18 protein-coding genes and 2 pseudogenes are annotated in these 26,898 nt (G+C 69.4%); 13 read left to right on the forward strand and 7 right to left on the reverse strand.

Annotated elements, in window-relative coordinates; genetic code table 11:
• Positions 1-45: 45 nt before the first annotated feature.
• A complete protein-coding gene (locus H180DRAFT_RS06865) occupies positions 46-2,412 on the forward strand; it encodes a heavy metal translocating P-type ATPase (RefSeq protein ID WP_055485084.1) in 2,367 nt (788 codons plus the stop codon).
• A 685-nt stretch (positions 2,413-3,097) separates the two neighbouring features.
• On the opposite strand, the gene H180DRAFT_RS06870 is transcribed toward H180DRAFT_RS06865, so the two are convergent.
• Both H180DRAFT_RS06870 and H180DRAFT_RS06875 read right to left on the reverse strand, forming a co-directional pair.
• On the reverse strand, positions 3,098-4,387 hold the full coding sequence (locus H180DRAFT_RS06870; RefSeq protein ID WP_055485085.1) for a citrate synthase: 1,290 nt from the start codon (positions 4,385-4,387) through the stop codon (positions 3,098-3,100).
• Between the two features lie 166 nt (positions 4,388-4,553).
• A complete protein-coding gene (locus H180DRAFT_RS06875) occupies positions 4,554-6,797 on the reverse strand; it encodes an SF1B family DNA helicase RecD2 (RefSeq protein WP_055485086.1) in 2,244 nt (747 codons plus the stop codon).
• 213 nt (positions 6,798-7,010) lie between these two features.
• On the opposite strand from H180DRAFT_RS06875, the gene H180DRAFT_RS06880 reads away from it, so the two are divergent.
• The 6 genes and pseudogenes from H180DRAFT_RS06880 (at position 7,011) to H180DRAFT_RS30925 (ending at position 13,735) form a co-directional block, all read left to right on the forward strand.
• Positions 7,011-8,018 (forward strand): LacI family DNA-binding transcriptional regulator, encoded by a 1,008-nt coding sequence (locus tag H180DRAFT_RS06880; protein WP_055485087.1) that lies wholly within the window; start codon positions 7,011-7,013, stop codon positions 8,016-8,018.
• Complete coding sequence (locus H180DRAFT_RS06885) at positions 8,015-9,682, forward strand: sugar ABC transporter ATP-binding protein (RefSeq protein ID WP_055485088.1); 1,668 nt, start codon at positions 8,015-8,017, stop codon at positions 9,680-9,682. Before H180DRAFT_RS06880 ends, H180DRAFT_RS06885 begins: the two co-directional genes overlap by 4 nt.
• Before the next feature lie 40 nt (positions 9,683-9,722).
• A pseudogene (locus H180DRAFT_RS30315) lies at positions 9,723-11,710 on the forward strand (substrate-binding domain-containing protein).
• Between the two features lie 360 nt (positions 11,711-12,070).
• Positions 12,071-12,460 carry a D-ribose pyranase gene (rbsD, locus tag H180DRAFT_RS06900; RefSeq protein ID WP_055485090.1) on the forward strand — a complete coding sequence of 130 codons (390 nt, stop codon included), beginning with the start codon at positions 12,071-12,073 and terminating at the stop codon, positions 12,458-12,460.
• 132 nt (positions 12,461-12,592) lie between these two features.
• Positions 12,593-12,973, forward strand: a pseudogene (locus H180DRAFT_RS06905) (VOC family protein); the annotation flags it as partial.
• Positions 12,965-13,735 carry a GNAT family N-acetyltransferase gene (locus H180DRAFT_RS30925; RefSeq protein WP_368073115.1) on the forward strand — a complete coding sequence of 257 codons (771 nt, stop codon included), beginning with the start codon at positions 12,965-12,967 and terminating at the stop codon, positions 13,733-13,735. The pseudogene H180DRAFT_RS06905 and the gene H180DRAFT_RS30925, both read left to right, overlap by 9 nt.
• A gap of 49 nt (positions 13,736-13,784) precedes the next feature.
• Here the strand turns inward: H180DRAFT_RS30925 and H180DRAFT_RS06915 are convergent, their stop codons facing one another.
• A complete protein-coding gene (locus H180DRAFT_RS06915) occupies positions 13,785-14,138 on the reverse strand; it encodes a putative quinol monooxygenase (protein ID WP_055485091.1) in 354 nt (117 codons plus the stop codon).
• Between the two features lie 199 nt (positions 14,139-14,337).
• Between H180DRAFT_RS06915 and H180DRAFT_RS06920 the strand changes: the two genes are divergently transcribed.
• The 6 genes from H180DRAFT_RS06920 to H180DRAFT_RS06945 all read left to right on the forward strand — a co-directional run bounded on the left by H180DRAFT_RS06920 (position 14,338) and on the right by H180DRAFT_RS06945 (position 22,071).
• A complete protein-coding gene (locus H180DRAFT_RS06920; protein ID WP_055485092.1) occupies positions 14,338-18,978 on the forward strand; it encodes a DUF6531 domain-containing protein in 4,641 nt (1,546 codons plus the stop codon).
• Between the two features lie 24 nt (positions 18,979-19,002).
• Positions 19,003-19,566 (forward strand): hypothetical protein, encoded by a 564-nt coding sequence (locus H180DRAFT_RS06925; protein WP_254665911.1) that lies wholly within the window; start codon positions 19,003-19,005, stop codon positions 19,564-19,566.
• Positions 19,556-20,179, forward strand: a complete 624-nt coding sequence (locus tag H180DRAFT_RS06930) for a DUF4291 domain-containing protein (RefSeq protein ID WP_074466668.1) — start codon at positions 19,556-19,558, stop codon at positions 20,177-20,179. Before H180DRAFT_RS06925 ends, H180DRAFT_RS06930 begins: the two co-directional genes overlap by 11 nt.
• A 150-nt stretch (positions 20,180-20,329) precedes the next feature.
• Entirely contained in the window at positions 20,330-20,671 is a 342-nt protein-coding gene (locus tag H180DRAFT_RS06935; RefSeq protein ID WP_055485094.1) for a VOC family protein, read from the forward strand.
• A 297-nt stretch (positions 20,672-20,968) separates the two neighbouring features.
• Positions 20,969-21,868 carry a helix-turn-helix domain-containing protein gene (locus H180DRAFT_RS06940; RefSeq protein ID WP_079099904.1) on the forward strand — a complete coding sequence of 300 codons (900 nt, stop codon included), beginning with the start codon at positions 20,969-20,971 and terminating at the stop codon, positions 21,866-21,868.
• Complete coding sequence (locus H180DRAFT_RS06945) at positions 21,865-22,071, forward strand: DUF397 domain-containing protein (RefSeq protein WP_055485095.1); 207 nt, start codon at positions 21,865-21,867, stop codon at positions 22,069-22,071. Before H180DRAFT_RS06940 ends, H180DRAFT_RS06945 begins: the two co-directional genes overlap by 4 nt.
• A gap of 121 nt (positions 22,072-22,192) precedes the next feature.
• On the opposite strand, the gene H180DRAFT_RS06950 is transcribed toward H180DRAFT_RS06945, so the two are convergent.
• The 4 genes from H180DRAFT_RS06950 to H180DRAFT_RS06965 form a co-directional block, all read right to left on the reverse strand.
• Positions 22,193-22,711: a hypothetical protein gene (locus H180DRAFT_RS06950; protein ID WP_139151366.1), complete on the reverse strand. Its 519-nt coding sequence runs from the start codon at positions 22,709-22,711 to the stop codon at positions 22,193-22,195.
• Between the two features lie 760 nt (positions 22,712-23,471).
• On the reverse strand, positions 23,472-24,323 hold the full coding sequence (locus tag H180DRAFT_RS06955; protein ID WP_055485097.1) for a sugar phosphate isomerase/epimerase family protein: 852 nt from the start codon (positions 24,321-24,323) through the stop codon (positions 23,472-23,474).
• Positions 24,320-25,528 (reverse strand): dihydrodipicolinate synthase family protein, encoded by a 1,209-nt coding sequence (locus H180DRAFT_RS06960; RefSeq protein WP_055485098.1) that lies wholly within the window; start codon positions 25,526-25,528, stop codon positions 24,320-24,322. Before H180DRAFT_RS06960 ends, H180DRAFT_RS06955 begins: the two co-directional genes overlap by 4 nt.
• A 103-nt stretch (positions 25,529-25,631) precedes the next feature.
• Positions 25,632-26,783, reverse strand: coding sequence for a Gfo/Idh/MocA family protein (locus H180DRAFT_RS06965; RefSeq protein ID WP_055485099.1), 1,152 nt, complete (start codon positions 26,781-26,783; stop codon positions 25,632-25,634).
• Between the last annotated feature and the right edge of the window lie 115 nt (positions 26,784-26,898).

Genomic DNA, 26,898 nt, shown 5'->3' on the forward strand with positions numbered 1-26,898 from the left:
CCGCCGACCCCCCGCGACAACCCCATCGCTTCCGGGAGCACCACGATGACCAGCACCACGGAACAGAAGGCACCCACCGCGGACGAGCGCCGTGTCGAACTGTCCATCGGCGGGATGACCTGCGCCTCGTGCGCGGCCCGGGTCGAGAAGAAGCTCAACCGGATGGACGGTGTCTCCGCCGGCGTCAACTACGCGACGGAGAAGGCGAGGATCTCGTACGCGGACTCGGTGTCCGTCGACGACCTCATCGCCACGGTGGAGCGCACCGGCTACTCGGCACAACTCCCGCCGCCACCCGCAGCGCCCGGACCGGAGGCACCGGCCGCCGCTCCGGCCGACGAACGGGGCGCCGGGGCCGCTGAAGCCACCGTGACCGACGCGCACGGGTCCGCTGCGGACTCCGGGTCCGAGGGGACGGGTGAACTGGCCGCGATGCGGCAGCGCTTCCTCGTCGCCCTCGTGCTGTCCGTGCCCGTGGTGCTGCTGTCGATGGTGCCGTTCCTCCAGTTCGACAACTGGCAGTGGCTCTCACTCGTCCTCGCCTCACCCGTCGTGGTGTGGGCCGGCCTGCCCTTCCACCGCGCCACGTGGAAGAACCTGCGGCACGGCGCCGCCACCATGGACACCCTCATCTCGGTGGGCACGCTGGCGGCCTTCGGCTGGTCCCTGTGGGCGCTGTTCTTCGGTGACGCCGGGATGCCGGGCATGCGCCACGGCTTCGAGTTCACCCTCTCCCCCGGCTACGGCGGCGGTACGTCCGCGCTGTATCTCGAAGTCGCGGCCGGCGTGACGACGTTCCTCCTGCTGGGGCGCTATCTGGAGGCGCGCGCAAAGCGCAGGGCGGGCTCCGCCCTGCGTGCCCTGATGCAGCTGGGCGCCAAGGACGTTGCGGTGCTGCGGGACGGCGCCGAGCACCGGATTCCCGTCTCGCGCCTGGCGGTCGGCGACCGCTTCGTCGTACGTCCCGGGGAGACGATCGCCACGGACGGCACCGTCGACGAGGGCTCCTCGGCCCTCGACACCTCGATGCTGACGGGTGAGTCGGTGCCGGTCGACGTAAGCGAGGGCGACGCGGTCACGGGCGCCACCGTCAATGTCTCGGGCCGTCTGGTGGTCACGGCCACGCGCGTCGGTTCGGACACCCAACTCGCCCGTATGGCACGGATGGTGGAGGACGCGCAGAGCGGCAAGGCCGAGGTGCAGCGGCTCGCCGACCGGGTCTCCGCGGTGTTCGTTCCCGTGGTGCTGGTGCTGGCGGCCGCCACCCTCGTGGGCTGGCTCCTTGCCACCGGCGCCGCCGCCGCCGCGTTCACGGCGGCCGTGGCGGTACTGATCATCGCCTGCCCGTGCGCTCTGGGGCTCGCGACACCGACCGCCCTCATGGTGGGCACGGGCCGCGGCGCCCAGCTCGGCATCCTGATCAAGGGGCCGGAGGTGCTGGAGTCGACGCGCCGGGTCGACACCGTCGTGCTCGACAAGACCGGCACCGTCACCACCGGCCGCATGGAGCTTCACGACGTCGTCCCTGCCGAGGGCGTCACCGAGGACGAACTGCTGCGCCTCGCCGGCGCGTTGGAGGACGCCTCCGAGCACCCCATCGCCCGCGCCATCGCGCGGGGCGCGCGAGAGCGCCGCGGGGCGGACGCACCGCCGCTGCCCACCCCGCAAGACTTCGGCAACCTCGCGGGCCTCGGTGTGCGCGGCACGGTCGAGGGCCGGGCCGTGGAGGTCGGACGGACACCCCCGGGCGGACTGCCGCAGGCTCTGGCAGGGGCGGCCGCCGCCGCGGAGGCCCAGGGCCGCACGGCGGTCACGGTCAGCTGGGACGGCTCCGCGAGGGGCGTGCTGACCGTCGCGGACACGGTGAAGGACACCAGCGCCGAGGCGGTACGGGAACTGCGCGCGCTGGGGCTCACGCCGGTGCTGCTGACGGGCGACAACAGGACCGTCGCGGAAGCGGTGGCCCGCAGCGTCGGCATCCTGCGGGACGGAGCCGCCGCCGAAGACACGGTCATCGCCGGGGTGTTGCCCGAGGACAAGGCCGGCGAGGTGCGGCGCCTCCAGGCCGAAGGACGCACGGTCGCCATGGTCGGCGACGGCATCAACGACGCGGCAGCCCTCGCGAGCGCCGATCTCGGCCTGGCGATGGGTACCGGAACGGACGCGGCGATCGAGGCCGGCGACCTGACCCTCGTGCGGGGAGACCTGCGGGTGGCCGCGGACGCGATCCGCCTGTCCCGCAGGACGCTCTCCACCATCAAGGGCAATCTCTGGTGGGCCTTCGGCTACAACGTGGCCGCCCTTCCGCTGGCGGCCGCCGGGCTGCTCAACCCGATGATCGCGGGTGCGGCGATGGCCTTCTCCTCGGTCTTCGTGGTCACGAACAGCCTGCGGCTGCGCCGCTTCAGGTAACCGGCCCCCTGCGGGTACCCGTTTCGGACATCCGTCTTCGGACGCCCGCCTCCGGACGCCCGGCACCCGGCCCCGGCACCTTCGCACGGCGCCCCGAGGACGACTGGTTCGGACCCACGCCGGAGCGGAACCGACGCCGCGGAACCGGCACAAGTGAGGGAAAAGTGAAAGTGACGTGACGGTCACCCGGCAGGTTTCCCTGCGCGTCACCCTTGGTGCAAGAAATCCGGAATGACGAACTCCGCCGTTTCGCACGCCCTTTGGGGCCACCGGCAGCCCGTCAGGGCAACGAAAAGCGCCCCGTCGAACAGGTCCCCCCACGGGCCTGTCGACGGGGCGCTCCCGTTTCCCGGTCACGGATTCCCCCCACGGGATCCTGGCCGGGTGCTCACTGGCTGCACGTACGGACGGGAGGGCCGCTCAAAGCTCCCCGCGCACGCTCGCCGATTCTGCTCACCGGGTCCGTCCCCCAAAGACGTACTCGGTGGTGACTGCGGCCCCGCCGGGGTGCCGCTGCCACCCGGTTAGACGCCCGACCCCGGACAATGGTTACCCCCCAATTTCTGTGACCTACGTCTCTCCGGGAGCCTACGCATGCGGAAGGCCCCGATCCGCTTGGATGGGGCCTTCCGTGGACGCCTCTCAAGGGAGCGTCACGCACTGTACAGCAAACGTCACCCGGCGGTCAGCGGGATTCGATGGGGACGTAGTCACGCTCGACGACCCCGGTGTAGATCTGCCGCGGACGCCCGATGCGGGAGCCGGGCTCCTTGATCATCTCGTGCCACTGGGCGATCCAGCCGGGCAGCCGGCCGAGGGCGAACAGCACGGTGAACATGCTGGTCGGGAAGCCCATCGCCCGGTAGATCAGACCGGTGTAGAAGTCCACGTTGGGGTAGAGCTTGCGCTCGACGAAGTAGTCGTCGCTGAGGGCGTGTTCCTCCAGCCGCAGGGCGATGTCGAGCAGCTCGTCACTCTTGCCGAGGGCCGAGAGGACATCGTGCGCAGCCGCCTTGATGATCTTCGCCCGGGGGTCGAAGTTCTTGTAGACGCGGTGGCCGAAGCCCATCAGCTTTACGCCGTCCTCCTTGTCCTTCACCTTGCGGATGAAGGTGTCGACGTCGGAGCCCGACGCCTGAATGCCCTGGAGCATCTCCAGCACGCTCTGGTTGGCGCCGCCGTGGAGCGGGCCCCAGAGTGCGTTGATACCCGCGGAGATCGACGCGAACATGTTCGCCTGCGAGGAGCCGACGAGCCTCACCGTCGAGGTGGAGCAGTTCTGCTCGTGGTCGGCGTGGAGGATCAGCAGCTTCTCGAGGGCGTTGACGACGACGGGGTTGAGCTCGTACTCCGCAGCCGGGACCGAGAAGGTCATCCGCAGGAAGTTCTCGACGTAGCCGAGGTCGTTGCGCGGGTAGACGACCGGGTGGCCGATCGCCTTCTTGTAGGCGTAAGCGGCGATCGTCGGCAGCTTCGCCAGCAGCCTTATGGTCGACAGGTGCCGCTGCTTCTCGTCGAACGGGTTGTGGCTGTCCTGGTAGAAGGTCGACAGCGCACTGACCACGGACGAGAGCATGGCCATCGGGTGGGCGTCACGCGGGAAGCCGTCGTAGAAACGCTTCACGTCCTCGTGCAGCAGGGTGTGACGGGTGATCTCGTCCTTGAAGGAGGCCTGCTGGTCGACGGTGGGAAGTTCGCCGTGGATCAGAAGGTAGGCCGTCTCCAGGAAGGTGCCCCGCTCCGCCACCTGCTCGATCGGGTAACCGCGGTAACGCAGGACACCGCCCTCACCGTCGAGGTAGGTGATGGCGGATTTGTACGCGGCGGTGTTGCCGTAGCCCGAATCCAGGGTCACCAGACCGGTCTCGGCGCGCAGCTTGCCGATGTCGAACCCACGGTCGCCCACCGTGCTGTCGACCACGGGGTAGCTGTACTCATCGTCCCCGTACCGAAGTACTACAGAGTTGTCGCTCACGTCTTCCCTCACCGACGTAGTGCCTCTTCTTCGAGGTGCCCTGACCCTTTCCACTGTCTCCCACCGAGCGCGGTGCGGTGCACTCGGGGTCGGCCAAAGGGCTATTTGGTGGCACGCAGTGCCGTCCTATTTCGTTCAACATCCTGCACCCTCCACGCGGCGGCGGTCACCCCCCGGAACAGCGGTCACTGCCGGGGAGCGCGGCGCCGCCACGCAGCCGGTGATCCAGGGCCGTGCACCTGCGGCCCGCCGATACCGTGCGGACTGCCTGGCCGATCGCCCTCCGCGACCCCACGAGCACCACCAGACGCTTTGCCCGGGTGACGGCGGTATAAAGCAGATTGCGCTGAAGCATCATCCAGGCACTCGTGGTGACGGGAATCACGACCGCCGGGTATTCGCTGCCCTGCGACCGGTGGATGGTGACGGCGTAGGCGTGGGCCAGCTCGTCCAGTTCGTCGAAGTCGTACTCCACCTCCTCGTCCTCGTCCGTACGGACCGTCAGACGCTGGTCCTCCGCGTGGAGAGCCGTGACCACGCCGACGGTGCCGTTGAAGACGCCGCAGGCGCCCTTCTCGTAGTTGTTGCGGATCTGGGTGACCTTGTCCCCCACCCGGAAAACCCGTCCGCCGAAACGCTTCTCGGGAACGTCCGGCCGGGCCGGCGACACCGCCTGCTGGAGCAGACCGTTGAGCGTGCCCGCACCCGCCGGGCCGCGGTGCATCGGCGTGAGCACCTGGACGTCGCGGCGCGGATCGAGGCCGAACTTCGCCGGGATGCGCCGCGCCACGACGTCGACGGTGAGCTTCCCGGCCTCCTCCGCGTCGTCCTCCGCGAAGAGGAAGAAGTCCCTCAGCCCGTGGGTGACGGGCTGGGCACCTGAGTTGATGCGGTGGGCGTTGGTCACCACCCCGGACTGCTGCGCCTGCCGGAAGATCCGCTTCAGCCGCACGGACGGGACGGGACCACCCTCCGCGAGCAGGTCCCGCAGCACCTCGCCCGCCCCGACGGACGGCAGCTGGTCCACGTCCCCCACCAGCAGCAGATGGGCCCCCGGAGGCACCGCCTTGATCAGCTTGTTCGCGAGCAGCAGGTCGAGCATCGACGCCTCGTCGACGACGATCAGATCCGCCTCCAGGGGGCGGTCGCGGTCGTAGGCGGCGTCACCGCCCGGTTTCAGCTCCAGCAGCCGGTGCACCGTGGAGGCGTCCGCCCCGGTCAGCTCCGACAGCCGCTTGGCCGCACGCCCGGTGGGCGCCGCGAGGACCACCCGCGCCTTCTTGGCCCGCGCCAGCTCCACCACGGACCGGACGGTGAAGGACTTGCCGCAGCCGGGACCGCCCGTCAGCACGGCCACCTTCTCGCTGAGCGCCAGCTGGACCGCCTGCCGCTGCTCCGGGGCCAGCTGGGCGCCGGTGCGCTCCGCGAGCCACCCCAGGGCCGCCTCCCAGTCGACGTCCTGGAACGCGGCCATCCGGTCCTCCGGGGCGTGCAGCAGCCGGCGCAGCTGAGCGGCGAGGGACAGCTCGGCACGGTGGAAGGGCACGAGATAGACGGCCGTGAGCGGCTGCCCGTCCTCCCCCGGAACGGTCTCCTTCACCACTCCCTCCTCCTCGGCGGCGAGCCGGCCCAGGCAGTCGATGACGAGACCCGTGTCGACCTGGAGCAGCTTGACCGCGTCGGAGATCAGCCGTTCCTCGGGGAGGTAGCAGTGCCCCTGGTCGGTGGACTGCGAAAGGGCGTACTGGAGACCGGCCTTGACGCGCTCCGGACTGTCGTGCGGGATGCCGACGGACTGCGCGATGCGGTCGGCGGTGAGGAAGCCGATGCCCCACACGTCCGCCGCGAGCCTGTACGGCTGGTTCTTCACCACGGAGATCGAGGCGTCGCCGTACTTCTTGTAGATCCGCACGGCGATGGAGGTGGAGACCCCCACGCCCTGGAGGAAGACCATCACCTCCTTGATGGCCTTCTGCTCGTCCCAGGCGGCGGCGATCTTCTCCGTGCGCTTCGGACCCAGGCCCGGGACCTCGATCAGCTTGCGGGGGTCGGCCTCGATCACGTCGAGCGTGGACGTGCCGAAGTGGTCGACGATGCGCTCGGCGATGCGCGGGCCGATGCCCTTGATGAGGCCGGAGCCGAGGTAGCGGCGGATGCCCTGCACGGTCGCGGGCAGGACGGTCGTGTAGTTCTCCACGGTGAACTGGCGGCCGTACTGCGGGTGTGAGCCCCAGCGGCCCTCCATCCGCAGCGACTCGCCGACCTGAGCGCCCAGCAACGAGCCGACGACCGTGAGCAGTTCGCCGCCGCCCCGCCCGGAGTCGACCCTGGCCACGGTGTAGCCGTTGTCCTCGTTGGCATAGGTGATGCGCTCGAGGACCCCTTCGAGCACCGCGTTCTGGAAGGACATGTGACAGACGGTAGCGCCCGGCGCCGACAAGACGGCAGGCCTGTGGACAACCCGGTCACGCACTCGCCGGCGCACTTCCGCCGCGGTGTCACGATCGGGTGTCGGCCCCTTGTGCAGCCCCGGTGCAGTCCCTTCTCATGTCGGATGTAATCGTTACCACGAAGCCGGGGTCCAACCGGCTCCTGAGCCGGACTCAGAGAACGGGCAAGGCAGTTGACCAGCATCAAGGACGTCGCGTTCCACGCCGGGGTGTCGGTCGCCACGGTCTCCCGGGTGCTCAACGACCACCCGGCCGTACGCCCGGACACACGCTCGCGCGTGCTGACGTCCGTCACCGAACTCGGCTACCGCCCCAACGGCGTGGCCCGTTCGCTGAGGACGCATCAGACACACACCCTCGGCCTCGTCATCAGCGACGTCCTCAACCCGTTCTTCACCGAGCTGGCCCGCGCCGTCGAGGACGCCGCCCGTGAACGCGGCTACAGCGTCATCATCGGAAACGCCGACGAGCGCCCCGCACTTCAGGAACACCACGTGCGCACGCTCCTGGAGCGCCGCATCGACGGACTGCTGGTCTCCCCCACCGACGGCGGCAACGCCACGATCCGCGACGCCGCCGCCGCGGGCACCCCCATGGTCTTCGTCGACCGGTGGATACGCGGCCTCGACGTGCCCGTCGTGCACGCGGACGGACGCTCCGCCGTCCACGACCTCGTGGCGCATCTGCACGCGCTCGGCCACCGGCGCCTCGCCATCATCGGCGGTCCCAGTGAGACCACCACCGGCGACGAACGGGTGGCCGCCTTCCGTGCGGCACTCGACGCGCACGGACTGCCGCTGCCCCAGGAGTACACGGGCCAGGGCGACTTCCAGACCGAGAGCGGCAGACGGGCGACCGCGGCCTTCCTCGACCTGCCCGAGCCGCCCGAGGTCGTCTTCGCCGCCGACAACCTCATGGCGCTCGGCGCGATGGACGAGCTGCGCCGCCGCGGCCTGCGCGTGCCGGACGACATCGCCCTCGCCGCGTTCGACGACATCCCCTGGTTCCTGCACACCGATCCGCCGATCACCGCAATCGCCCAACCGACCGGCGAACTGGGGCACAAGGCCGTGGAGGCCCTGATCAGTCTCGTCGAGGGGCGCGCCGCCGCGTCCGTGACCCTCCAAGCCCGCCTTGTCACGCGCCGCTCCTGCGGCGAGAGCGAAGGGAAGAGCCGTTGACAACGCCCAGCCCCCCACGGCTGCGTGAGCTGCTGCGCACCGAAGGAATCCGGAAAGCCTTCCCCGGCGTGGTCGCACTCGACGGCGTCGACTTCGACCTGCACGAGGGCGAAGTCCACGTCCTGCTGGGCGAGAACGGCGCCGGCAAGAGCACCCTGATCAAGATCCTCTCCGGAGTCCACCGCGCGGACTCCGGGCGGGTGCTGCGCGACGGCAGGCCCGTGCGCATCCACGGCGCCGGCGACGCGGAGAAGCTCGGAATCGCCACCATGCACCAGGAGTTCAACCTGGTGCCCCACCTGAGCGTCGCCGAGAACATCTTCCTCGGCCGGCAGCCCCGCCGCTTCGGCCTGCTCGACCGCGCCCGCATGGAGGCGGACGCCGCCGAAGTGCTCGCCCGCGTCGGGGTGGACATCGCGCCGGACACCCCGCTGCGCGAACTCGGCGTCGCGCGCTCGCAGATGGTGGAGATCGCCAAGGCGCTCAGCCTGGACGCCCGCGTACTGATCATGGACGAGCCGACGGCCGCGCTCACCGCCGACGAGGTGGAGAAGCTGTTCGGCCTCGTGCGGAGGCTGCGTGCGGACGGCGTCGGCATCGTCTTCATCACGCACCACCTGGAGGAGATCGCCGCGCTCGGCGACCGGGTCACGGTGCTGCGCGACGGGCGCAGCGTCGGGCAGACCGCCGCGTCCACGCCGCGCGACGACCTCGTACGGATGATGGTGGGGCGCAGCATCGAGCAGCAGTACCCGCGGGAGACGGGAGCCGCCAACGGCACGTCCGCCGAGGCGGGCGGCCCGCCGCTGCTGCGCGTGAGCGGCCTGACACGCGCCGGCGGCTTCTCCGACGTCGGCTTCGAGCTGCGCGCGGGCGAAGTCGTGGGCCTGGCAGGACTGGTGGGGGCGGGCCGTACGGAGGTGGCCCGTGCCGTCTTCGGCGCCGACCCCTACGACTCGGGCACCGTAGAGGTGCAGGGCAAGCGGCTGCGCCGGCACGACATCACCGCCGCCCTCGCCGCGGGCATCGGCCTCGTCCCCGAGGACCGCAAGGGCCAGGGCCTGCTGCCGGACTCGTCCGTGCGGGACAACCTCGGCCTGGTGACCCTGCGCAGGGCCAGCCGCGCCGGCTTCGTGAGCTTCTCGGGCCAGGAGGAGTCCGCGGACCGCATCGCGAAACGGCTCGGCGTGCGCATGTCCGGGCTCGGGCAGCGCATGGGCACTCTCTCGGGCGGCAACCAGCAGAAGGTCGTCATCGGCAAGTGGCTGCTCGCACAGAGCAGGGTGCTGATCCTCGACGAGCCGACGCGCGGCATCGACGTCGGCGCGAAGGTCGAGATCTACGAACTCATCAACGAACTCACCGCGTCGGGGCACGCCGTCCTGATGATCTCCAGCGATCTCCCCGAGGTGCTGGGCATGAGCGACCGCATCCTCGTCATGGCCCAGGGCCGCATCGCGGGCGAACTGGCAGCGCGGGAGGCGGACCAGGACGCCGTGATGCGCCTCGCCGTCGGCGCCGCCCACGGGCAGGGCGCGTATGCGCAGGGCCGACAGCCGTCCCAGCGGGCCGCGTCGACCAAGAACAGCAGTGGCACGAGTACCGGCGTGACGAAGACCGGCGGCACGAAGACCGACAGCAAGGAGGGCCCCCGTGGCCACTGACATCCACAGCAGCAGCGGACAGGGTCAGCGGGGGCAGTCCCTGGGCAAGGGTCCGGCGGCCGGCCGCGGCGGCGGCGAACGCGGCGCCGGTGAGGTGCTGCGCAAGGTCCTCAAGAACAACGGCGCGCTGAGCGGACTCGTCGTCCTGGTCGTCGCGTTGACGGTCATGTCGCCCGACTTCCTCAGCACCCAGAACCTGCTGAACGTCGGCGTGCAGGCCGCTGTGACGGCGATCCTCGCCTTCGGCGTCACCTTCGTCGTCGTCTCCGGAGGCATCGACCTGTCGGTCGGTTCGGTCGCCGCCGTCTCAGCGATCATGCTCGGCTGGACGTCGACGAAGGAAGGGCTGCCGGTCTGGCTGTCCGTACTGCTCGCGGTCGGCACGGGCGTCGCCTGCGGCCTCGTCAGCGGCGGCCTCATCGCCTACGGCAAACTGCCGCCGTTCATCGCGACGCTGGCGATGCTCTCCGTGGGGCGCGGCCTGTCGCTGGTCCTATCCGAAGGCACGCCGATCGCGCTTCCCTCCTCCGTCGCCACGGTCGGTGAGACGCTCGGCGGCTGGTTCCCCGTGCCGCTGCTGGTGCTGCTCGTCATGGGCGGCATCACCGCGCTGATCCTCGCCCGCACCTACAGCGGCCGCGCGATGTACGCGATCGGCGGCAACGAGGAGGCCGCACGGCTCTCCGGAATCCGCGTGCGCCGCCAGAAGCTCGTCATCTACGCGCTCTCCGGGGCGTTCGCCGCGGTGGCCGGGATCGTGCTGGCGTCGCGGCTGGCCTCCGCGCAGCCGCAGGCCGCCACGGGTTACGAACTGGACGCCATCGCAGCCGTTGTGATCGGCGGGGCGAGCCTCGCGGGCGGCGTCGGCAAAGCGTCCGGAACACTTGTCGGCGCACTCATCCTCGCGGTCCTCCGCAATGGTCTCAATCTGCTTGAAGTTTCCATCTTCTGGCAGCAAGTCGTCATTGGGGCGGTGATTGCCCTCGCTGTCCTGCTCGATACACTCCGTCGTCGCGCATGATCTCTGTGCGTCGGGGGGACAGCACGACGTTCGTTTCACTGTCGTCGACTGCAAGGAATGCAGCCATGAGCACGCGAAAGAGCACGGTTGCCGTAGTGACAGCTGCGGCGTTGATATGCGCAGCGGCCACCGGATGTGGCAGCGGCTCGGGGAAGTCCGGGGAGAAGAAGGACATCAAGCTGGGCCTGGCCCTCTCGACCCTGGACAACCCTTTCTTCGTGGAGATGAAGAAGGGGGCGGAGGCGGAGGCCAAGGCCCAGGGCGTCAAGCTGAACGTGCAGGACGCACAGAACGACGCCTCCCAGCAGGCGAACCAGCTGCAGAACTTCACCAGCCAGAACGTGAAGTCCATCATCATCAACCCCGTCGACTCCGACGCGGCCGCACCCTCCGTCAAGGCGGCGGACAACGCCGGCATCCCCGTTGTCGCCGTCGACCGCGCGGTCAACAAGGCGAAGGTCGCCACGACGGTCGCCTCCGACAACGTCTCCGGCGGCCAGAAGGCGGCCAAGGAGCTGGCGGAGCAGCTCGGTGAGCAGGGCAGCGTCCTCGTCCTGCGCGGTCAGCCGGGCACCTCCGCGTCGCGTGAGCGCGGCAAGGGCTTCATGTCCGCGATCAAGAAGTACCCGAACATCAAGATCGTCGGTAAGCAGGCCGCCAACTTCGACCGCGCCAAGGGCCTCGACGTCACCACCAACCTGCTTCAGTCCCACCCCGACGCGACCGGCATCTTCGCCGAGAACGACGAGATGGCGCTCGGCGCCGTCAAGGCGCTCGGCAGCAGGGCCGGCAAGGAGATCAAGGTCGTCGGCTTCGACGGCACCCCCGACGGCTTCAAGGCCATCAAGAAGGGCACGCTCAACTCCTCGATCGCCCAACAGCCAGCCGAGCTGGGCAAGATGGCGGTGCGCAACGCGATCCGCAAGGTCGAGGGCAGCGACCCCGACAAGGAGATCATGGTTCCGGTCGTCACCGTGGACAAGTCGAACGTCGACCGGTACTCCTGACCGGCCGCCCGCTCCCTCTGTCCCGGGCGTCGGTGCCCGGGACGGGGACAGGGGCGGGGCGGGGACAGGAGCGGGGCGGCGGGGGAGATGGTCGGCGGAGGAGACGGTCGGCGGGGGCAACAGACCCGGGGGTAACAGGCCGGAGGCAACCAGCCGGGGGTAACAAGCGACCGGGAGCAACAGGCCGTCGCCGAAAAGGCGTTCGCCGTCACCCACCCGTCGCAGGCACGAGTCGCAGCGGGAGTGGCCGCCACCGGTCGTCGCCGGTCGTCGCCGACACCGGTCATCACCACTCGTCATCACCGGGGCCCGATAGGGGCCCGCAGGAAGTCGGACACGAAGAAGGAGCTGGCCGTCCGCATGAAGAAGTCGGGCATCCTCAACCGTCATCTCGCGGGCGCACTGGCCTCGTTGGGCCACACCGACCGCGTCGTCGTCTGCGACGCGGGGCTTCCGGTGCCCTACGGCCCGTTCCTCGTCGACCTGGCGTTCCGCGCGGGCGTCCCGACCTTCGACGAGGTGCTCTCCGGACTGATGGACGAGCTCGAGATCGAAGGCGCCACCGCCGCCTCCGAGGTGAAGGAAGGCAACCCGGAGGCAGCCGAGCTGCTGCACGGCCGCTTTCCCGACCTGCAACTCGTCCCGCACGAAGAGTTCAAGGCCCGCACCCGCCAGGCACGCCTCATCGTCCGCACCGGCGAGGTCCGTCCGTACGCGAACGTGATGCTGCACTGCGGGGTGCCGTTCTAGACACGGCGTTCCGGCCACGTCGGGACGGCACGGGTCCCGTTCCGGCCGTCCCGCCGTTGCCTTCCGGCCCTTCCGCCGGGGGCACGCCGAAACCCGATGGTGCCGCGTGCCGCGCGGCGGCAGGATCGCCGGATGCCTCACCTCGGACTGGTGACCGTCGTCGTTCCCGACTACGACGAGGCGATCGCCTTCTACGTGGACGCCCTCGGCTTCGAACTCGCCGAGGACACACCCCTCGACGACGGGAAGCGCTGGGTGGTGGTCGCACCGCGGGGAGCCCGGGAGACCGGTGTGCTGCTCGCCAGGGCCGGCACCGTCGAACAGCGGGCCCGCATCGGGGACCAGACCGGGGGACGCGTCGGCTGGTTCCTCAACACCGAGGATTTCGCACGGGATCACGCACGGATGCTGGCCGCGGGCGTCGCCTTCGAGGAACCGCCCCGGCACGAGCCTTACGGAACGGTCGCGGTCTTCCGCGACCCGTACGGGAACCGCTGGGACCTCATCCAGCCGCGCCGCGTTCCCGTGGAGGGTGCCGGGCCGGAGAGCGGGAGCCCGGGAAGTACGGGACGTACAGCAAGTACGGGAAGCACGGCAAGAACGGGCAGTACAGGAACCACGGCAAGTACGGGCAGTACGGGAAGCACGAAGAGCACGGGCGAGAGCGGCAAGGACGCGTCGCAGGAGCCCGGCACGGCTGACGGAGAAGACGGCGTGCCGGGTGCCCGGGACCGTCCTTCCGCCCACGGCACGGAAGACTGGCCCGCCGCCGGGCCGATGACCACGGCCCGGCTTCTGCTGGAGCCCCTGCGCGCCGATCACGCGCCGGAGGCCTTCCCGGTCTTCGACGACGAGCGGCTGCACGCGTGGATCGGCGGATCGCCCTACTCCGCCGAGGAGTTGCAGGCCCGGTACCGGCGGCACTCCGCCGGGCGCTCGCCCGACGGCAGCCAGGGGTGGCTGAACTGGATGCTCCGCCGTAGCTCGGACGGGCAGCTGGTGGGCACGGTCCAGGCAACGCTGCACCGTCCGGCCGAGGGAAGCCTGACGGCAGAACTCGCCTGGGTCGTCGGCTCGGACCACCAGGGCAACGGTTACGCGCGGGAGGCGGCAGCGGCCGTGCGGACGTGGTTGCGGGAGCGGGACGTGGGCACCTTCGTCGCCCACATCCACCCGGAGCACGAAACGTCCGCCGCCGTCGCGCGCGCCCTCGGTCTGACGCCCACGGACACCGTCGTCGACGGAGAGATCCGCTGGAGCGGCCCGGGGCGGTGACACGTCGACGCTGCCCCGCACCCTGCCGGGCGGTCGTTGTCTTCCTGCCTCAGGACTCGCCACCGGGGTCGGGGAATTCCGCGTACGAGGTCGCGTGGGGACGTTCGCGGACCCATTCGTGGAGCTCGGGCCCGAGAGGGCCGTACAGCTCGACGCTGATCGACTCCGTGCACTTCCGCACACGGTCCAGCAGCTCCGTGGCGCTTTCGTTGTGCGCCAGCGCCGCCGCCGTGTCGGCGTACTCCTCCAGCAGTGCGTATCTGCCGGAGCCGGAGGAGAAGAACCGGTAGGTCAGAATCCCGGGGCCGCCCTCGGCGTGCTCACAAAGCGCAAGCGCCAACTGCTCGAATTCCGCTCGCTGTTCGTCACTGACGTCGAACCGGACGCGCACGAAGATGCTCATACCGCATTCCAGCAGAACCGGCCCGGCCGGCGAGCCGGTGACTCACCCTCCGGCGCAAACAGGTGAGGCTTCACACGTCCGAACTACTCCGTGTACAGGTCTTGTTGACGCTCATTAGACTGTTCGGCGCTTCGAACCGGCTGTCGCCGGATCGGTGTTGGGCGCCGTTGCGCGCCGCGAGACGTGGGGGGTACGGGGGATGGGTTACGTTCTGCCGGGCTGGCTGGATGAGATTCTGGACTTCATCGGGATCAACTGGCCCAACGTGGACGAGGACGACTACCGCGAGATGGCCGACGCCATGCGGGAGTTCGCCGAGAAGTTCGAGGGCCACGGCGGGGAGGCCCACGCGGCGGTCAACCGCATCCTGGCCTCCAGCGAGGGCTACGCCGTCGACGCCCTGAAGGGACACTGGGGCAAGGTCAAGGGCTCCCATCTGGACAAGGTCCCGGAGATCGCGCGGACGTTCGCCAAGGCGTGCGACGTGGTCGCGGACGTCATCTACGGGATGAAGGTCAAGGCCGAGATCGAACTGGGGGCGATGGCGGCCTCGGCAGGCATCGCGATCGGCGCCGCCGTCGTCACCGGCGGGCTGTCGGCGCTGATCGGTGCGGCGCAGGTGACGGCGATGCGGGAGCTGATCCGCCGCCTCATCAAGGAGGCGCAGGAAGAGATCGTCGAGCGGCTGCTGGCGGAGGTGACCGAGCCGGTCACGGCCAAGCTGGAGAAGATGACCGAGGACATGATCCTCGATCTGGCCGACGACGCCATCAGCCTCCCCCCAGGACAGAGCGGTGGCGACGGCGGGGGGGACGCCGGCGGTGGCGGCGGCGACGGCAAGCCCGGGGGCATGAACCTCAACTCCGCCGGCGGCGGGGGTGGTTCAGGCGCCGGTGGCGGTGGCGGCCGGATGCGGATCGACCTGAACGAGTTCGACAACGGCGCGGAGAAACTCTCCCGCCACGGCTCCGACCTGCAAACCAACGCCCTTGCGCCACTTGGCCGCGCCAAGGGTGCCTTCGGCCGCACCAAGGGACGCGACCCGTTCACCCAGGCCTTCGACAGCGTCCTCGACGGCGCGCTCAACGGCTCGGAGAAGGCACTCAAGAAGGTCGCCAAACACGTCGGCGAAGGCGTCCCCGGCGGCGTGCGCTCCATGGCGAAGAAGCACCGCGACAACGAGAACTCCGTCGCCGACTCGATGAAGGCGATCACGTCACGCGGCGACGGCAAGGGGCCGGGCGGGCTGCCCGGCGGACCCAACCCGGCCGGCAAGAACGCGCCGGGCAAGCACAAGCCCCCGTCGCCGGAGCTGTCGGCCAAGGGCCGCAACGCGGCCGACAAGTGCCTGGGCGGCGACCCCATCGACATGGCCACCGGCGAGGTCTTCCAGCATCAGACCGACCTCACCCTGCCCGGCGTGCTGCCCCTGGTCATCGAGCGCACCCACATATCCGGCTACCGCAACGGCCGCTTCTACGGCCCCTCATGGGCCTCCACCCTCGACGAACGCCTCGAAGTCGCCGAGGACGGCAAGGAGTTGTGGTGGCACCGGCTGGACGGTTCCTCCCTGCGGTACGGCCACGCCCCGGACATGATCGGTGAACAGGTCCACCCCTACGAGGGCCACCGCATCCCGCTGACCTGCGTGCAGGGCTCCAGCGGATGGGACCTGGCCGTCACCGACCCCCGCACCGGGCTGACCCGACGCTTCCTGCCACCCGAGGACGGCGCGCAGGGCCTGTGGTGGCTCACCGAGGTCGAGGACCGCAACGGCAACGGCATCAGCATCGACCGCGAAGCCGACGGCACCCCCACCGCCGTGCGCCACGACGGCGGCTACCACGTCGAGGTCACCGCCGACGACGGCCTCATATCCGGCATCGCCGTACGAACGCCCGACGGACCCGTCCAGGTCAAGTCGTACTCGTACGACGACGCCCGGAACCTGACGCACATCGTCAACTCATCCGGCCTGCCACTCGTGTTCGGCTACGACGACCAGCACCGCATCACCTCCTGGACCGACCGGAACGACTCGACCTACCAGTTCATCTACGACGAACGCGGCCGTGTCACCCGCACCGTCGGCCCCGAGGGCTACCTCTCCTCGCAGCTGGAGTACGACACCGCGCAGCGCATCACGCGCTACACCGACTCCCTCGGCGCGGTGACCACCTACCACCTCAACCACCTCGGCCAGGTCATCGCCGAGACCGACCCCCTCGGCAACACCGTCCACAGTGAATGGGACCGCCACGACAACCTGCTGTCGCGGACCGACGCGCTCGGCCACACCACCCGCTTCGAATGGGCCGACAACCACGTCGACCTCGTCGCCGTCCACCGCCCGGACGGCACCTCGACGACCACCGCCTACAACGCCATGCATCTCCCCGTGGAGATCACCCTCCCCGACGGCGCCGTGTGGCAGCAGGAATTCGACAGGCGGGGGAACTGCACCGCTGCGGTCGCACCTGATGGCACCACCACCTACTACGCCCATGACCCCGCCGGCGCCGTCGCGTCCGTCACTGATGCCGCCGGGGCCCGGACATGCGTGACCAACAACGCAGCCGGGCTTGCGATCACTGTCACAGACCCGGGCGGCTCCCGGACGGAATGCGCACGGGACGCCTTCGGAAGACCGGTGGCGATCACCGATCCCCTCGGAGCCACCAGCCAGTTGCAGTGGACCGTCGAAGGCAAGCCCGCCCGTCGTGTGGCCCCAGACGGTACTGAGCAGGCGTGGACTTGGGACGGAGAAGGAAACCGCCTCTCGCACACGGGCCCCAGCGGGGAAGAGACTCACTGCCGGTACACGCACTTCGACCGACTGGTCTCACGGACCACACCGGACGGGGCAACCTACACCTTCGACTACGACACGGAACTCCGCCTGACCCAAGTCACCGATCCACACGGTTTCACCTGGAACTACACGTACGACCGCGCGGGCCACCTCGTGGCCGAGTCCGACTTCGACAACCGCGAAGTCACCTACGAGCACGACGGTGCAGGACGCCTGGCCTCTCGCACGACGCCTCTCGGGGAGAGGATCCGCTTTGAGCGCGACGCCCTGGGCCGCACCATCGCAAAGGATGCGGCGGGGGCGATAACCCACTACTCCTACGACCCTTTGGGCCGGCTTCTTCGCGCGACTTCCCCGAAAGTCACACTCGACTTCGAGTTTGACGTCGCCGGACGGCTGCTTGCTGAGAACGTCGACGGGCGCAGTATTCGAATCGAGTACGACGAACTCGGCCGTCGCACCTCCCGAACTACGCCTACAGGCGCTGTGACCACGTTCACCTACGACGAGGTCGGAAATCGCACATCGCTGGCGACTGACGGGCACCGCATCAATTTCGTCCACGATGCGGTTGGACGTGAGATCGAGCGTGCCTTCGGTGAAACCGTCGCTCTCAATTCAGTCTGGGATCCGCTGGGTCGCTTGACGGACCAAGAGTTGGTGACCAATGCCAGTACCCAGCGGGCTCGCTCCTACAGCTACCGGGCGGACAGTCATCTCGCGGCCATCACCGACCATGTGACCGGCGCCGCCCAACACATGGACCTGGACGCCGTCGGTCGTCCGATCACGGTCTCCGCGGACGGTTGGGTGGAGTCCTACGCCTACGACCAGGCGGGAAATCAGACACAGGCGACCTGGCCGGACGAAGCAGGAAGCCCAAGCGCCCGCGGCGAACGGACGTACCAGGGTACCCAGATCCTTACGGCCGGCTCTGTGCGCTACGAACACGACGCTGCAGGCCGTATGACGCTGCGCCAGAAAGCCCGCCTCTCCCGCAAGCCGGACACTTGGCGCTACGAATGGGACGCCGAAGACCGTCTCATCGCCTGCACTACACCCGACGGCGCCCGCTGGAGCTACGCCTACGATCCTCTCGGGCGCCGCGCCGCCAAGTACCGCCTCGATGAAGGCGGCTCACCCATCGAAGCCGTCTACTTCACCTGGGACGGAACCCGACTCGCGGAACAGTCCGACACCACCACCGGTGTCACCCTGACCTGGGACCACGAGGGCGACCGCCCTCTCACTCAGTACGAGCGCAAGCCCCTGAGCCAGGGCCAGGTCGACTCCCGGTTCTTCGCCATCGTCACCGACTTGGTCGGCACCCCTACCGAACTCGTCGACGAACACGGGAACATCTCCTGGCACACCCGCACGACACTCTGGGGCGCAACCACCTGGAATCGCGACGCCACGGCCTACACCCCCCTCCGGTTCCCCGGTCAGTACGCCGATCCTGAGACCGCCCTCCACTACAACCTCCATCGCCACTACGACCCGGACACCGCCCGATACACGTCACCCGACCCCCTCGGTCTCGTTCCCGCTCCGAACCCGGCCGCCTACGTCCTCAATCCATACAGTTGGACGGACCCGCTCGGTCTGGCCCCGTGTGACACGGTGACGGTGTACCGCAAGCAGACCAATCACCCGCTGAGTCAACGGGTGCACATCGGAGACAACGGCGAGGTCGTGATCAGCGGAAATGGGAAGCTGTACCTCAACATGAGTGGTGATATCAGACACACAACAGAATTCCGAGGTGACGGCGGACAGATCGTTGCTTTCGACGTGAGTCGTGAGTACCGAGACTCTGTGAGAGACGCAGCACTGCCACAGAACCGCGCGGATCACCCCGACGGGGACTCGTTCACGAAGGCGGAATGGAGACAGCTCCTGCAAGAGTACCCGGAGATTTCCGACCCGACCAAAGGGCCGGACCTCTACGGGATCTCCGACAAGCTTCTCGGGGAATTGCGAGGAAACGTCATTCCCGGCTCAGGCAGAGTAATTCAAGAAGGTTGAGTAAAAGAGCAAATGATTCATGACGTGGCCAGTCTTGAAGCGGAGATCCAGCGCCTCCGCGAGGGAGTCGACGCGAGCCTGGTTCCACCGGTTCTCTCTCGTTTCGTCGTCGAACTTGAGAGAGAGGCAGGAGAATACAGCGACGAATTGAAAAAGGTTCTCGATGCCGCACTGAACTTGGGCATCACCGAGGACTTCGAGGGGGAAGATGTCCCCGTTGATACTTTGTCGCCATGGTTCGTGGAGGTCAGCTCGGAGGCACCGACAAAGGCCCCCCCGCCTGCTCTGCGCGGGCGCAGCCAATACTTGTCCCACATCACCAGCGGGCCGTGGCAGCTCCAGGACTGGCTGTACCGTTTCTGCCCCGAGGAGGAATCCAGAGGGTGGGCCTGGTGGGATTTGACTAGCCCCGCAGCCGGAGTTGTTCACATCTGGGTGGACAGCTGGGGTGAGGACTTCTTCGGCTGCGACGACCTGCGCTGGCTGGCATACACCGCCGGGGCGAGTCGGCTGTCCGGTCCCGAACTCCATAATGCCGAACGTTGGCTTCAGGAGCACCGAGCGGACGAGAACGGCGATGCTCGCTGAGACATCTACGGGTAATCCGCCACGCACGCTGAAGGGTCGTTACAACGACTCCACCATCACGGTCTACCAGGCATATCCAGAGGCGATCGCGGGGCGGGCCGTCTCCGCAGGCACCTTCGTCCCCCCTTTCAAGAGGGACAGAATGACCTGGATCAAGCCTTCGTACCTGTGGATGATGTATCGGTCGGGGTGGGCCCAGAAGTCCGGCCAAGAGCGCGTGCTGGCAATTGAAATCACTCGCCAAGGTCTGGAATGGGCACTCTCACACTCGGCTCTCAGCCACTTCTCCCCAGAGGTACACAGCAGCAGAGAGGATTGGCGAGCAGAGCTCAGCGAAATGCCAGTGCGTGTCCAATGGGATCCCGAGCGATCTCTCGACCTGACTCCATTGCCCGGGCGAGCGATTCAAGTGGGTCTCTCAGGAGAAGCAGTCGAGCGCTATGTGGACAGTTGGATCGTTTCTATGACCGACATCACGGCCCTGGTCCACGAGGTACATTCCGCTGTGCGAGCAGGGCAGGTGGCGAAGGCGAACTCGATGCTGCCGGTTGAATCGGTCTACCCTCTTCCGGAATCAATCCGTCGCCGGATCGGGGCTGACTCGGCCGATTGACCTGCAGCAAGGACCACGATCCCCGGGTCCACCCGGCGTCGATGTGCCGACTTCGACCATGCCCGCCTGTGAAGCCGGACCGCGGCAATGAATATCCGCCGCCGCCGAAGTCGGCATGGGCGACCTCATCCACCCCACATGGAGGACGGCATGGCCCGGGAACTCTTCGCAGGTGTCCCCGTCACCGACTACGCCTCGGCTCTGCCCTGGTACGAGCGGTTCTTCGGCAAGGAGCCGGCGTTTCTGCCGAACGACATCGAGGCGGTGTGGGAGGTGGCCGAGCAGCGCTACGTCTACATCGTGGAGGACCGGGACCGGGCGGGAAACGCCCTGGTGCTGTCGTTCGTCGACGACCTCGACGAGCGGGTCGCCCAGATCGCCGGTCGGGGCATCGAACCCGCGAAGCGCGAAACGTACGAGGGCGGCGTGACCAAGGTGAGCTACCGGGACGCGGACGGCAACGAGATCAGCCTCGGCGGCGGCCCGGGCTGACGGCGCCTCCGACGCCGAGAACCGCTGATCCTCCTGCGCGAGCAGGTCAGTTGTCGGTACGAACGCCCTCCGGTGGTGTCAACCGTGCCTCACGCCGAGACCGACGTCCCCGCCTGCTGTCAGCGGCAGACCAGGTCACGCAGCCCGACCCGCCCGCCGCACTCTTGTACCGCTGCCGCCCCCCTTCCGTACCGCTCGTCCGCCGTAACCCGCAGGACACCGACTCCCGTTGAACCGCGCAGGGACACCGGACGGACGCACAGGGACACCGGACAGAGGGGTACAGGGGTACGGGCCATGGACGGGGACAAGGGCCGCGGCGCTGCGGGGGCCGCCGGGCGAAGGGACTACACGACCGACGGGGCCGACAGGACCGGGTGGGACCCGGGACTGGAGGACGACTCCGGCGCGGTCGTGAAGGCCGTCGGGCGGCAGATCAAGCTGTGGCGGGAGGCGGCGGGGCTGACGCAGGCGGAGCTGGGGGCAGCCATCGGGTACGGGGAGGATCTGGTCTCCTCCGTGGAGCGCGGAAGACGCGTGCCCAGGCCGGAGTTTCTGACGGCGGTGGACGAAGTGCTCGGTGCCGGCGGCAAGTTGGCGGCGATGAAGGGCGACGTGGCGGAGGCCCGCTATCCCAAGAAGGTGCGGGATCTGGCCAGGATCGAGGCCGAGGCGGTGGAGCTCGGGGCGTACGGCAATCACAACGTCCACGGTCTGCTCCAGACGGAGGAGTACGCGCGGGCGCTGTTCCGGATGCGTCGCCCCGCCTACGGCGAGGACGACCTGGAGCGGTTTCTGGCCGCCCGCATGGCCCGGCAGGAGATCTTCCACAGGACTCCCCCGCCGACGCTGACGTTCGTGCAGGAGGAGGTCACGCTGCGGCGTCCGGTCGGCGGCAGGCCGGTGCTGCGGCGGCAGCTCGAACACCTCCTCCACGTGGGCAAGTTGCGGCATGTGGAGATCCAGGTCATGCCTACGGACCGGGAGGATCACGCGGGCATGGGAGGCCAGCTCCAGGTGCTCAAGCTGAGGGACGGCGCGACGGTCGGATACGCGGCCGCACAGCTGACGACCCACCTCATGTCCGACCCGAAAGAGGCTCAGGTGCTGGAGCTGCGGTATGGAATCATCCGGTCTCAGGCTCTCAGCCCACGGGAGTCCCTGGCCTTCATCGCGAAAGTGCTTGGAGAGACATGACTTTGCAGCCCACTGCCCCGGACACCGCCAACCTGGCCTGGATCAAGAGCAGTTACAGCGGCAGCGACGACAACGACTGCGTCGAGGCCGCCGCCGCGACGGCAAGCGTCCACGTCCGCGACTCGAAGAACGCGCACGGCCCGCGGCTCACCTTCCCCGCCGGGGCCTGGAGCGAGTTCGTCTCGTTCGCCGCGCCCCGTTGATCCGGACGGGCGGCCGGGCGTCGTCCGGTGCCCGGCCTTCAGCCCGGAGCCGAACCGTCAGGTGAGCCCCGCCCCAGGGCGGTGCGTCCGTCATCGTCCCGGGGCCGCGGGCGCCGAACGCTCAGCGACGGTTCCAGTGCCTCTCGCCCAGGCCCTCACCCGTCCACTGCCTCTTCACCTCGTCGGCGAACTCCAGCGCACGCTGAGCGTCCCGGATGCCTTCGAAGGGGTCCCGGTACGTCCGCGACGGGGACGGCGCGGCCGAGGGCGTCCTCGTGGGCTGTGTCGTGGCGGGTGCCGGCTTCGGCGGGGCCTTCGTCTTCGTGGGCTCGGGGGAGGAAGTCGGAGGCGGCGGCGACGGAGTGGGCTCACGGGGGACGGCCGAAGCGGGGGGCCTGTTCTTGGAGATCGGCTCCGGGTCGTTGCCGCCCGCCAGCAGAACGCCCGCGGCCACGCCCGCGCCGACGAGGGCAAGGGCGACGCTCACCGTGAGCCGCGCGGGCACGCGGTTCCGGAAGGTCAGCCGCAGAGCGGCGGACGGGGTGGGATAGGCGACGCGGTAGAGATCATGGCCGCAGTCGCCGCAGGACTCGGACGTCGCAGATGATCGCGTCCCGCATCGGGGGCATGTGGTCAGCATGCGCACACTCCAGGGCAGTCCTCGGGGTCACACCACTATCCGCTTGCACTCGTGTACCTGCGGACAGTAACGGCGCAACCGCCGGTAACGAGACCCCCAGGCTGCACGAATCGGCCGGCGCCGTCGACGCGATTGTCATCAACGGACATATGGCGGCGTGGTGTTGAACCGTCGCGGGGTGCCGTCGGCGCGGGCCGCCGGGCGACGAGGCGCGAACGAACCCCGATCGGTACGGTCAGAGCGGTCGTGGCGGCTGCTCTCGGTTCGCCTTCGCGGATCAGGCCTTCCGGCACAGGCCTTCGCGCACCAGCGGGCCGTCTTCACGACCGGCGCGGCCGTTGACCACCGCTGCCCCGGGAATTTCCAGGGGCCCGGCTGCCGTGCTCCAACCGCCGGGCCCCACTTGCCCCCCTTCGGCCTCCTGCATCCCCCCAAGAGGCCCAAGTACCTGGTAAGACCCCCAACACCCCGGAAGGGTTGCACGCGCTCCGGAATTTCCTCTTCAGGATCTTCCGGACGCCTTCCGGACCCCCTTCCACGGACCCTTCCGGACCCCTTCGGGACCCGTCGGCGCTCAAGCCGGTGAGCGTGCCGCCGTCAGGGAGCACCCACCCACGGGAGCAGTCACGCACCGTGCGAGCGCCCCGCGCTCACGACACCCCTGTCACGACGTCACCGCCACGGCCTCACTGTCACGACGTCACCGTCACGACCCCGCGCACAACCTCACGCCTCACGACCCCGGCTCACGACCCCCGGCTCACGACCCCACGCCGACGACGTGCCGCACGTACCGCTCCGCCGTCTCGGCCAGGACCTCGGCGCCGTCGCGGGCCCACAGGCCCGGATTGAAGATCTCCACCTCGATCGGCCCGTCGTAGCCCGTCGCGTCGACGAGTTCGCGGAAGCCGCGCAGGTCGACGGCGCCGTCGCCGAGTTGGCCGCGGCCGAGCAGCACGCCCTCGGGCAGCGGCGTGACCCAGTCCGCCAGCTGGAAGGACGCCAGCCTGCCGCCCGCTCCGGCGCGTTCGATGTGTGCCGGAGCCAGGTCGTCCCACCACACGTGGTACGTGTCGACGACGACGCCCACCTGCTCCGCCGGGAACCGTTCGGCCAGGTCGAGGGCCTGCCCGAGCGTGGAGACGACGCAGCGGTCGGAGGCGAACATCGGGTGCAGCGGCTCGATCGCCAGCCGCACGCCGCGCTCCCCCGCGTACGGGGCGAGTTCGGCGAGCGCGTCCGCGATCCGCTCCCGCGCACCCGCCAGGTCCCTACTTCCCTCGGGGAGACCGCCGGAGACCAGCACCAGCGTGGACGTCCCCAGGGTCGCGGCCTCGTCGATCGCGGCGCGGTTGTCCGCGACGGCGCGGCGGCGCTCCGCCGGGTCGAGGGCGGTGAAGAAGCCACCGCGGCACAGGGAGGTCACGCTCAGCCCCGTGTCCCGCATCAGTTTCGCGGACGCTTCCGGGCCGTACTCCTGGACGGGTTCGCGCCACAGTCCCACCTGGGTGATGCCGAGCTTGCCGCAGGCGTCGGCGAGTCCGGGAAGCGGGAGCTGCTTGACGGTCTGCTGGTTGACGGAGAAGCGGGCGAGCCCCGCGGCGGCGTTCACGCCTCCACCCCGTGCACTCCGAATAGCCGGCGCATGCGGTCCTGGGCGAGGCCCGGGTCGGGGAACAGGCCGAGGGCGTCGGCGAGTTCGTATGCCCGCGCGAGGTGCGGCAGCGACCTCGCAGACTGCATGCCGCCGACCATCACGAAGTGGTCCTGGTGGCCCGCGAGCCAGGCGAGGAGGACGACTCCGGTCTTGTAGAAGCGAGTCGGTGCCTGGAAGAGGTGCCGTGACAGCGCGACGGTCGGGTCGAGCGCCGCGCGGAACCCGTCGGTGTCGCCGGCGTCGAGCAGTCGGACGGCCTCGGCGGCGAGCGGCGCGAGCGGGTCGAAGATGCCCAGCAGGGCGTGGCTGAAGTCCCTCTCCGCTACCGGGTGTTCGTCGGCCTCCCCGATCGCGTGCCCGTGCCCCGCGATGAGTTCCGGGTAGTTGAAGTCGTCGCCGGTGTAGCAGCGGACCCCGTCGGGGAGGCGGCGCCGCAGGTCCACTTCGCGGTCCGCGTCGAGGAGGGAGACCTTCACGCCGTCGACCTTCGCGGGGTGTTCGGCGATGATCTCCAGGAACGTGCCGGTGGCGGCGTCCAGGTCCGCGCTGCCCCAGTAGCCCTCCAGCGCAGGGTCGAACATGGGCCCGAGCCAGTGCAGGATGACGGGTTCGGCGGCCTGGCGCAGCAGGTGCCCGTAGACGTCCCGGTAGTCCTCCGGGCCGCGGGCGGTCGCGGCCAGCGCACGCGAGGCCATGATGATCACCTGTGCCCCGGCCTTCTCCACCACCTCGGACTGCTCCTCGTAGGCGGCGCGCACCCGGGCCATATCCGTGCCGCCCGGGGGGAGTTGGTCGGTTCCCACGCCGCAGGCGATGCGTCCTCCCACGGCCCTGGCCTCCGCGGCGGAGCGTGCCGTCAGCTCGGCCGCGACGGACCAGTCCAGGCCCATGCCGCGCTGCGCGGTGTCCATGGCCTCGGCGACGCACAGGCCGTGCGACCACAGGTGGCGGCGGAAGGCGAGCGTGGCGTCCCAGTCGAGCGCGGCGGGCGACTCCGGCCCGGCGCTTGCCCGGTACCGGTCGGCGACCACGTGCGCCGCCGCGAAGACGGTGCGTGCGGCGGGCGCGGCTCCGGCCGGCGGTCCGGCGACCGCGGCCGCGGGCTCGGCTCTGGGCCGGTACGTGCGCAACGCCCCGTTCTCGTCGGGCAGTCGGATCACGGATGTTCTCCCTCGAAGCCTGAATCGGGACTGTGGAACGGGACTTGGGGACCGGACCCCGCCGGCCCCCGCCCGGGAGCCGGTCCCGGGGCCGGACCGGGTCTCAGAGCGACAGCTCCGGAACGGACATGCGGCGGCCCCCCGCCGACGAGCGCAGGCCGAGTTCGGCGAGCTGGACGCCGCGGGCTCCGGCGAGCAGGTCCCAGTCGTACGGCGTGCCGAGCACGACGTGCCGCAGGAAGAGTTCCCACTGGGCCTTGAAGCCGTTGTCGAACTCCCCGTTGTCCGGGACCTCCTGCCACTGCTCGCGGAAGACCTCCGTGGCCGGCAGGTCCGGGTTCCACACGGGCTTGGGCGTGCCCGACCGGTGCTGTGCGCGGCAGCGGCGCAGCCCGGCGACGGCCGAGCCCTCCGTGCCGTCGACCTGGAACTCGACGAGTTCGTCGCGGTTGACGCGCACCGCCCACGAGGAGTTGATCTGCGCGACGACGCCGCCGTCGAGTTCGAAGACGCCGTACGCGGAGTCGTCCGCCGTCGCGTCGTAGGCCCGCCCCTGTTCGTCCCAGCGGCGCGGGATGTGTGTCACCGCGAGCGCCTGTACGGAGGTGACCCGGCCGAAGAGCCCGTGGAGCACGTACTCCCAGTGCGGGAACATGTCGACGACGATGCCGCCGCCGTCCTCGGACCGGTAGTTCCAGGAGGGGCGCTGCGCCTCCTGCCAGTCGCCCTCGAAGACCCAGTAGCCGAATTCGCCGCGCACGGAGAGGATGCGCCCGAAGAAGCCGCCGTCGACGAGGCGCTTGAGCTTCAGCAGACCCGGCAGGAAGAGCTTGTCCTGGACGACGCCGTGCTTGATGCCCGCCTCGTGCGCGAGCCTGGCGAGGGAGAGGGCTGCGTCGAGACCGGTGGCGGTGGGCTTCTCGGTGTAGATGTGCTTCCCGGCGCCGATCGCTTTGCGCAGTGCGTCCTCGCGGGCACTCGTGACCTGGGAGTCGAAGTAGACGTCGATGCTGGCGTCTGTGAGGACGGCGTCGAGGTCGGTGCTCCACTCGTCCAGTCCGTGCCGCTCGGCGATCGCCTTGAGGGCGAGGTCGCGGCGGCCGACGAGCACCGGCTCGGGCCACAGCATGCTGCCGTCGCCGAGGTCGATGCCGCCCTGCTCGCGGATGGCCAGGATGGAGCGCACCAGATGCTGGCGGTACCCCATGCGTCCGGTCACGCCGTTCATGGCGATGCGCACTGTCCTGCGTGTCACGTGGGTGGTCTCCTTCGGCTTCGCGCCAGGGATTGGCAAGATCGACAGCAAGCGCTTTCTACACGGGAAAGCTAGCCGCATGGCTCCCGGGGCCACAAGTCCCCGGCCGGCCGGG

This window comes from Streptomyces sp. WMMB 322, assembly GCF_900090145.1.
Lineage (GTDB): Bacteria > Actinomycetota > Actinomycetes > Streptomycetales > Streptomycetaceae > Streptomyces.

Coding starts and splice junctions, on each gene's coding strand:
- H180DRAFT_RS06865 (WP_055485084.1), top strand. CDS start 46: ATGACCAGCACCACGGAACAGAAGGCACCCACCGCGGACGAGCGCCGT.
- H180DRAFT_RS06875 (WP_055485086.1), bottom strand. CDS start 6,797: ATGTCCTTCCAGAACGCGGTGCTCGAAGGGGTCCTCGAGCGCATCACC.
- rbsD (WP_055485090.1), top strand. CDS start 12,071: ATGAAGAAGTCGGGCATCCTCAACCGTCATCTCGCGGGCGCACTGGCC.
- H180DRAFT_RS06915 (WP_055485091.1), bottom strand. CDS start 14,138: ATGAGCATCTTCGTGCGCGTCCGGTTCGACGTCAGTGACGAACAGCGA.
- H180DRAFT_RS06920 (WP_055485092.1), top strand. CDS start 14,338: ATGGGTTACGTTCTGCCGGGCTGGCTGGATGAGATTCTGGACTTCATC.
- H180DRAFT_RS06930 (WP_074466668.1), top strand. CDS start 19,556: ATGCTCGCTGAGACATCTACGGGTAATCCGCCACGCACGCTGAAGGGT.
- H180DRAFT_RS06935 (WP_055485094.1), top strand. CDS start 20,330: ATGGCCCGGGAACTCTTCGCAGGTGTCCCCGTCACCGACTACGCCTCG.
- H180DRAFT_RS06940 (WP_079099904.1), top strand. CDS start 20,969: ATGGACGGGGACAAGGGCCGCGGCGCTGCGGGGGCCGCCGGGCGAAGG.
- H180DRAFT_RS06945 (WP_055485095.1), top strand. CDS start 21,865: ATGACTTTGCAGCCCACTGCCCCGGACACCGCCAACCTGGCCTGGATC.
- H180DRAFT_RS06950 (WP_139151366.1), bottom strand. CDS start 22,711: ATGCTGACCACATGCCCCCGATGCGGGACGCGATCATCTGCGACGTCC.